This window comes from Mesorhizobium sp. M7A.F.Ca.MR.148.00.0.0, assembly GCF_003997735.1.
GTDB lineage: Bacteria > Pseudomonadota > Alphaproteobacteria > Rhizobiales > Rhizobiaceae > Mesorhizobium.
On the sequence record NZ_RZTB01000001.1, the window covers coordinates 168,357 to 176,180 of the forward strand.

Consider the following 7,824-nt stretch of genomic DNA (forward strand, 5'->3'; position numbering starts at 1 on the left):
TGTCCTATCCTTTTTTCTTCGCGGCCGGCTTCTTCGCAGCCGGCTTCTTGGCTGCCGCCTTCTTGGTCGCCGGGGCCTTGGCCGCGGCTGCCTTTCGGAACGGCTTCTTGCCGCCGCCGCCCTTGGCTTCCTTCTCGGCAATGAATGCCAGCGCATCCTCGATCGTCACCGACTGCGGATCCTTGCCCTTGGGCAGCGTAGCATTGACCTTGCCGAAATTCACGTAAGGCCCGTATTTGCCGTCGCGCACGACGATCTTGCCGCCGCCATCGGGATGGTCGCCAAGCTCCTTCAGCGCTGCGGCAGTACCGCCATTGCGGCCGCCCTTGCCCTTCAGCTGCTTCTCGGCGATCACCGATACGGCGCGGTTGAGGCCGATCGAGAACACGTCCTCGATGCTTTCGAGATTGGCATAGGTGCCGTCATGCAGCACGAAGGGGCCGTAGCGGCCAAGCCCGGCTGAGATCATCTTGGCGGTTTCCGGATGCTGGCCGACATCGCGCGGCAGCGACAGCAGCGCCAGCGCCTTTTCGTGGTCGATCGACTCGGCCGTCCAGCCCTTGGGCAGGCTGGAACGCTTGGCCTCCTTGCCGTCGCCACGCTGCAGATAGGGGCCGAAGCGACCGCTGCGCAGCGTGATTTCCTCTGACGTGTAAGGGTCCTTGCCGATCACCTTGGTGCCGTCCTCGCCGCCGCCATTCTCGCCATTGGGATTGGCGGCATCGCCGAGCTGGCGGGTGAAGGAGCATTCGGGATAGTTGGAGCAGCCGACAAAGGCGCCGAACTTGCCAAGCTTCAGCGACAGATTGCCGGTGCCGCATTTCGGGCAGATGCGCGGATTGGAGCCGTCCTCCCGCGTCGGGAACACCAGCGGCGCCAGTTCTTCATTGAGCGCGTCGAGCACGTCGGTGACGCGCAGTTCCTTGATGTCGGCGACGGCGCCGGAAAAATCCTTCCAGAAATCGCGCAGCACGTCCTTCCAGGCGAGCTTGCCGTCGGAAATCTCGTCGAGCTTTTCCTCGAGGGACGCGGTGAAGTCGTATTCGACATAACGCTTGAAGAAGCTTTCAAGAAAGGCCGACAGCAGCCGGCCCTTGGCCTGCGGCACCAGCCGGCGCTTGTCGATGGTGACGTAGTCTCGGTCCTCGAGCGTCTTCAGGATCGCCGTATAGGTAGAAGGCCGGCCGATGCCGAGTTCTTCCAGCTTCTTGATCAGCGAAGCTTCGGAATAGCGCGGCGGCGGCTCGGTGGTGTGCTGGGTGGCATTGATCGCCTGGCGGGCTAGCTGCTCGCCGGCGCGGATTTCAGGCAGGCGGCGGTTTTCCTCGTCTTCCGCATCGTCGTCCTTCTGGTCGGTGTAGGCGGCGATGAAACCGTCGAACCGAACGACCGAACCGATGGCACGCAGCTCTGCGGTGCGCGATCCGTTGACCGCTTCGATCTCGGCGGTGGTGCGCTCGATCTCGGCTGGCTGCATCTGGCTGGCGATGGCGCGCTTCCAGATCAGCTCATAGAGCCGCATCTGGTCGGAATCGAGATATTGCCTGACGGATGCCGGGGTGCGCATGAAATCCGTCGGGCGGATCGCTTCGTGCGCTTCCTGGGCGTTCTTGGCCTTGGCGGTGTATTGGCGCGGCTTTTCCGGCAGGTATTTCGGACCGAATTCCTTGGCAATGGCGTCGCGTGCGGCGTCGATCGCCTCGGGTGCCATCTGCACGCCGTCGGTTCGCATATAGGTGATGAGACCTGTGGTCTCGCCGCCGATCTCCATGCCTTCATAGAGGCGTTGCGCCACCTGCATGGTGCGGCTGGCCGAGAAGCCGAGACCCGATGAGGCGGCCTGCTGCAGCGTCGAAGTGGTGAAGGGCGGGCCGGGATTGCGCTTTGTCGGCTTGGCTTCGACCGACACCGCCTTGAAGGTCGCGCCTTCGAGCATCGACTTGATGTCGTTGGCCTGCGCCTTGTTGGAAATGTCGAGCTTTTGCAGCTTCTTGCGATCGAAGGCGGTCAGCCGCGCTTCGAAATTCTCGTTGCGCGGCGTGCCCAGCAGTGCAGCGATCTGCCAGTATTCCTCGCGGATGAAGCGCTCGATCTCGGATTCGCGATCGCAGACCAGGCGCAGCGCAACCGACTGGACGCGGCCGGCCGAGCGGGCGCCCGGCAGCTTGCGCCACAGCACCGGCGACAGCGTGAAGCCGACGAGATAATCGAGCGCGCGGCGGGCGAGATAGGCATCGACCAGCGGCGCATCGATCTGGCGCGGATTGGCCATCGCCTCCAGCACCGACGACTTAGTGATGGCGTTGAAGACGACGCGGCTGACCGGCTTGTCCTTCAGCGCGCGCTTCTGCTTCAGCACTTCAAGAACGTGCCAGGAGATGGCTTCACCTTCGCGATCCGGGTCGGTGGCGAGGATCAGGCCATCGGCATCCTTGACCGCCTTGGCGATGTCGGCAAGCCGCTTGCCCGAGGCCGTGTCGACCGCCCAGGACATGGCGAAATCCTCATCCGGACGCACCGAGCCGTCCTTGGCCGGCAAATCCCTGATATGGCCGAACGAGGCCAGAACCTTGTAGTTCTTGCCGAGGTATTTGTTGATTGTCTTCGCCTTGGCCGGCGATTCGACGACGACGACGTCCATGAGGTCTCATATCAGCTGTGGTGCGGCAGAAGAATTCCGCTGCGCGCGACGAAATCTCGTTCTATTTGTCGCTCACATGGCCGCGCTTTTGCATCCGGTCAAGGGGACGCGCCCAAATTGCGGGCCGATCCGAAGCAATACACTCTTAGAGTGTATGGAGAAAATCACAGAACTTGGGAAAGGGAGATGGTGGTCTCAAGTCAGCGGAAACGCTGGTTTTCATTTTCGCCGAGTCGCGGAAAGCTGCTGGAGCAGTGGCATCGGGGCGACGCCAGTGGCAAATTGATCGACGCTGGCCGCCGGCTGCATAGAGCGATGCCTGGCGACCAGCCTTGTTCCGCCATCAGGCGTGAATGTATTGAGTATCTTAGTCGGCCTTGACGATATGCCAGACTTCGCCGACGCCGTCGCCGGTCACATCGCCGGGCTTCTTGTCCTTGATGAAGGTGTAGACCGGCTTGCCGTCATAGGCCCACATCTTGGTGCCGTCGGTGCGGTCGACAACGGTCCATTCGTCATCCGCATTGGCGCCGGCTTCGGCTTTCAGCGGCGGCCAGTTGGTGGCGCATTTGTCGTAGCAATTGGTCTTGCCCTTCTCGTCCTTGTCATAGGTATACAGCGTCATGCCGTTGGCGTCGGTGTAGATCTTGGTGCCATTGACCTCGGCTTCCTTCCACGCGTCGGCGGCGAAGGATGCGGCGGTGCTGAGCAGAAGCGCTGCCAGTCCTGCGGTTATGGTTTTCATGGAAATCTCCCTGACTGGTATCTGGAGACGCGCGGGAAATCGCGGCCTCGCTGTGTCAACGCCCAGGGGCTGCCGTTTCTTCCCCGGCAAGCATGATCTTGCCAACACAATGGTGATTGGTGGACAAGGCTGCGCGTCGCTATATCAGCGGCACGACAGTGGAGTTCCTGGAAATGGCATTGGACATCGGCTATGTCAGCGCGGTCGGGGCGGGAGCGATCTCGTTCCTGTCGCCTTGCGTGCTGCCGCTGGTGCCGCCCTATCTCTGCTACATGGCCGGCGTCTCGGTCGACGATTTCCGCGGCAATGCGGGTGCGACAGCGCGTGAAGGCGCGCGCGGCGCGCTGCTTTATTCCTCGATCGCCTTCGTGCTCGGCTTCTCGACCGTCTTTGTCGCGCTTGGCGCCGGGGCTTCGACCATCGGCCGGCTGCTGCGTATCTGGCAGGAGCCGCTGGCGATGGGCGCCGGTGTGCTGATCATCCTCATGGGCCTGAATTTCCTCGGTATCCTGCGCATTCCGCTGCTTTCACGCGAGGCGCGCTTCCAGTCGCAAGGCAAGCCGGCAAGCGCCGTCGCCGCCTATGTCATGGGGTTGGCCTTCGCCTTCGGCTGGACGCCCTGCATCGGTCCGGTGCTCGGTCCGATCCTGACGCTGGCCGGCGGCCGCGAGACGGTGGGCGAGGGCGCGCTGCTGCTCGCCGCCTATTCGCTCGGGCTGGGCATCCCGTTCCTGATCGCCGCCCTGTTTTCCGGCGCCTTCATGCGCTTCCTCGGCAAATTCCGCGTCCATCTCGGCCGCGTCGAAAAAGCGATCGGCGCGCTGCTGGTCGTTGCCGGCGTGTTTTTCCTCACCGGCGGCGTGCAGACGGTGTCTTACTGGCTGCTGGAGAATTTTCCGGTGCTGGGGCGGTTGGGGTAATTTTTGGTCCGATATCGAACGTGTTTTCGTGTTCGAATGGCTCTTTGCATTACTGATTAAAAGTCAGTTGCTCTACCTATCGCACCGGAATTTAACCGCATTGGTGCAGCATGGCGCCACTGCTATCCTGTCTTGATTCCCAACCCTTTTCATATGGTTGTCCCTTCCATGAGCCAGAGATCCTGCCTGTCCGTCATTCTCGCCGCCGGCGAAGGCACGCGCATGAAGAGCGTGCTGCCGAAGGTGCTGCACCAGATCGCCGGCCTGCCGATGGTCGCCCATGTGGTGAAGGCAGCCGAAGCCGCCGGCGCCGGCAGCCAGGCGCTGGTGATCGGTCATGGCGCCGACGAGATGCGCAAGGCTGCGGCAAAGTTCGCGCCGAAGGCCGAGACTTTCGTGCAGGAGAAGCGCCTTGGCACCGCGCACGCCGTGCTGGCCGCACGCGATGCGATATCAAAGGGTTATGACGACGTCCTGGTGATGTTTGGCGACACGCCGCTGATCGACGCGGATGCGCTGACCGTGGCGCGGCTGAAACTGGCCGAGGGCGCCGCCGTCGTCGTGATCGGCTTCCGCCCGCCCAGCCCGACCGGATATGGCAGGCTGATCGAGAAGGACGGCAAATTGGTGGCCATCCGCGAGGAGAAGGACTGTTCCGAGGAGGAAAGAAAGATCGGCTTCTGCAATGCCGGCATGATGGCGGTGGCCGGCGCCCACGTGCTGACACTGCTCGATCAGGTTGGCAATAAGAATGCCAAAGGCGAATATTATCTCACCGACATTGTCGAGATCGCCAGTGCGCGAGGCCTGGATGTCGTCGCCACCGAAGCCAGCTTCGAAAGCGCACTCGGTATCAACAACCGCGCCGAACTTGCGCAAGCCGAGGGCATATGGCAGGCGCGCCGGCGGCATGAAGCGATGCTGTCGGGCGTGACGCTGATCGCGCCGGAGACCGTGTATTTCTCGCACGACACCGAGATCGGCACTGACACGATCGTCGAGCCCAATGTCTGGTTCGGTCCGGGCGTGAAGATTGCGACGGGCGCCAAGATACATGCGTTCAGCCACATCGAAGGCGCCACCATTGCGTCCAATTGCGATGTCGGGCCATACGCGCGGCTGCGGCCGGGTGCTGATCTCCGGGACAAGGCCAAGGTCGGCAATTTCTGCGAGGTCAAGCAGGCGGTTATCGAAGAGGGCGCCAAGGTCAACCATTTGACCTATATCGGCGATGCCCGCGTCGGCGCAGGCGCCAATATCGGCGCCGGCACCATCACCTGCAATTATGACGGCTATTCGAAATTCTTCACGGACATCGGCGAGGGCGCGTTCATTGGCTCCAATTCGTCGCTGGTGGCACCTGTCACCATCGGCAAGGGCGGCTACATTGCCTCGGGCAGCGTGATCACGGAAAGCGTGCCCGACGATGCGCTGGCCTTCGGCCGTGCTCGCCAAAAGACGATCCCGGGCAAGGGCAAGGAATTGCGCGAACGCTTTGCTTCGGCCGCGGCTGCGAAGAAAAAGTAAGACCAGCCCGCAAAAAACCGAACGATTGCAGTAACCGGATTGCAAGAGCGGTCTGTCATGGTGCATCGACAAGAATGAGCGTTCCGTTACACGGGACGAAATGCAATGTGACTTTCGCGGCAGGCCGGCCATCCCTAAATAGCGCTGGTTTTCCACGGGGAATCGGGGGCTGTCTGCATGTGCGGTATCGTTGGAATCGTCGGCCACTCGCAGGTTGCGCCGCTCATCGTCGATGCGCTGAAGCGGTTGGAATATCGCGGCTATGACTCGGCCGGCGTCGCCACCATCGAGCACGGCCAGCTTGCTCGCCGCCGCGCCGAAGGCAAGCTGATCAACCTCGAGCGCCGGCTCAAGGACGAGCCGCTCGACGGTACGATCGGCATCGGTCACACACGCTGGGCGACACACGGCGTGCCCAACGAGACCAATGCGCATCCGCATTTTTCCGACGGTGTCGCCATCGTCCATAACGGCATCATCGAGAATTTCGCCGAATTGCGCGAAGAACTGATCCGCGACGGCTATTCTTTCTCCTCGCAGACCGACACCGAGGTCGTCGCCCATCTGGTGGCGCGCGAACTCGCTAAAGGCCTGAAGCCGGTCGAGGCCGCGCACCAGGCGCTGAAGCGACTGGAAGGCGCCTTTGCGCTGGCAATCATGTTCAAGGGCGACGAGGACCTGATCGTCGGCGCGCGCAACGGTCCGCCTTTGGCTGTCGGCCATGGCGATGGCGAGATGTTCTTGGGCTCCGACGCCATCGCGCTCGCACCGTTCACCAATTCGATCACCTATCTCGAAGATGGCGACTGGGCGGTGGTGCGCCGCGACGGCGTTGCCATCTTCGACATCGACGGCACAAAGGTCGACCGCAAGCGCCAGCAGTCGCTGTCGACGAGCTTCATGGTCGATAAGGGCAATCGCCGCCATTTCATGGAGAAGGAGATCCATGAGCAGCCCGAAGTGATCTCGCATACCTTGGCGAATTATCTCGATTTTGTCGGCGGCGTCTCCAAGCCGCTGGATCTGCCGTTCAATTTCGCAGAGATCAACCGGCTGGCGATTTCGGCCTGCGGTACCGCCTATCTTGCCGGCCTGATCGGCAAATACTGGTTCGAGCGCTACGCGCGCCTGCCCGTCGACATCGATGTCGCCTCCGAATTCCGTTACCGCGAAATGCCATTGTCGAAGAACGACGCGGCGTTCTTCATTTCGCAGTCCGGTGAGACTGCCGACACGCTGGCCTCGCTGCGTTATTGCCGCAAGGCCGGCATGAAGATCGGCGCGATCGTCAATGTGCGCGAATCGACCATGGCGCGCGAATCCGATGTCGTGCTGCCGACGCTCGCCGGGCCGGAGATCGGCGTTGCCTCGACCAAGGCGTTCACCTGCCAGCTTTCGGTGCTGGCATCGCTTGCCGTGCGGGCCGGCGTGGCGCGCGGGACAATCTCGAAAGAACAAGAGAAGACCCTGGTGCGCGCGCTTTCGGAAGCGCCGCGCTATGCCAATCAGGTGCTCAAGCTTGAAGAGCAGATCGAACGGATCGCGCGTGAACTCTCACGCTACAAGGACGTGCTCTATCTCGGCCGCGACACCAACTTTCCGCTGGCCATGGAAGGCGCGCTGAAACTCAAGGAAATCTCCTATATCCACGCCGAGGGCTATGCGGCCGGCGAGCTGAAGCATGGACCGATCGCGCTGATCGACGAGAACATGCCGGTCATCGTCATTGCGCCGCACGACCACATTTTCGAAAAGACCGTTTCGAACATGCAGGAAGTGGCGGCGCGCGGCGGCAAGATCATCCTGATCACCGACAGCAAGGGTGCGGCGCTGACGAGCGTCAAGACGATGGAGACGATCGTGCTGCCGGACGTGCCGGAAATCATCTCGCCGATCATCTACGCGCTGCCGATCCAGATGCTCGCCTATTTCACCGCCGTGTTCATGGGCACCGACGTCGACCAGCCGCGCAATCTGGCGAAATCGGTGAC

The 7,824-nt window shown here is 62.1% G+C and carries 5 protein-coding genes; 3 read left to right on the top strand and 2 right to left on the bottom strand.

Annotated features, from left to right (window positions below; translation table 11 throughout):
- Positions 1-4: 4 nt before the first annotated feature.
- Complete coding sequence (topA, locus tag EOB49_RS00900) at positions 5-2,641, bottom strand: type I DNA topoisomerase (RefSeq protein WP_127379870.1); 2,637 nt, start codon at positions 2,639-2,641, stop codon at positions 5-7.
- Between the two features lie 367 nt (positions 2,642-3,008).
- Entirely contained in the window at positions 3,009-3,386 is a 378-nt protein-coding gene (locus EOB49_RS00905) for a hypothetical protein (RefSeq protein ID WP_127321918.1), read from the bottom strand.
- A 173-nt stretch (positions 3,387-3,559) separates the two neighbouring features.
- Between EOB49_RS00905 and EOB49_RS00910 the strand changes: the two genes are divergently transcribed.
- From EOB49_RS00910 to glmS, 3 genes are all read left to right on the top strand, one after another.
- Entirely contained in the window at positions 3,560-4,306 is a 747-nt protein-coding gene (locus EOB49_RS00910) for a cytochrome c biogenesis CcdA family protein (protein WP_127379876.1), read from the top strand.
- Positions 4,307-4,474: 168 nt separating this feature from the next.
- Positions 4,475-5,833 carry a bifunctional UDP-N-acetylglucosamine diphosphorylase/glucosamine-1-phosphate N-acetyltransferase GlmU gene (glmU, locus tag EOB49_RS00915; RefSeq protein ID WP_127268353.1) on the top strand — a complete coding sequence of 453 codons (1,359 nt, stop codon included), beginning with the start codon at positions 4,475-4,477 and terminating at the stop codon, positions 5,831-5,833.
- 177 nt (positions 5,834-6,010) lie between these two features.
- Positions 6,011-7,824, top strand: a 1,814-nt coding sequence (glmS, locus tag EOB49_RS00920) for a glutamine--fructose-6-phosphate transaminase (isomerizing) (RefSeq protein ID WP_127379871.1), incomplete at its 3' end; no start/stop codon positions are given.

Excerpts from the sequence above, each read along its gene's own strand:
- glmU (WP_127268353.1), top strand. The coding sequence starts at position 4,475 with ATGAGCCAGAGATCCTGCCTGTCCGTCATTCTCGCCGCCGGCGAAGGC.
- EOB49_RS00910 (WP_127379876.1), top strand. The coding sequence starts at position 3,560 with ATGGCATTGGACATCGGCTATGTCAGCGCGGTCGGGGCGGGAGCGATC.
- topA (WP_127379870.1), bottom strand. The coding sequence starts at position 2,641 with ATGGACGTCGTCGTCGTCGAATCGCCGGCCAAGGCGAAGACAATCAAC.
- EOB49_RS00905 (WP_127321918.1), bottom strand. The coding sequence starts at position 3,386 with ATGAAAACCATAACCGCAGGACTGGCAGCGCTTCTGCTCAGCACCGCC.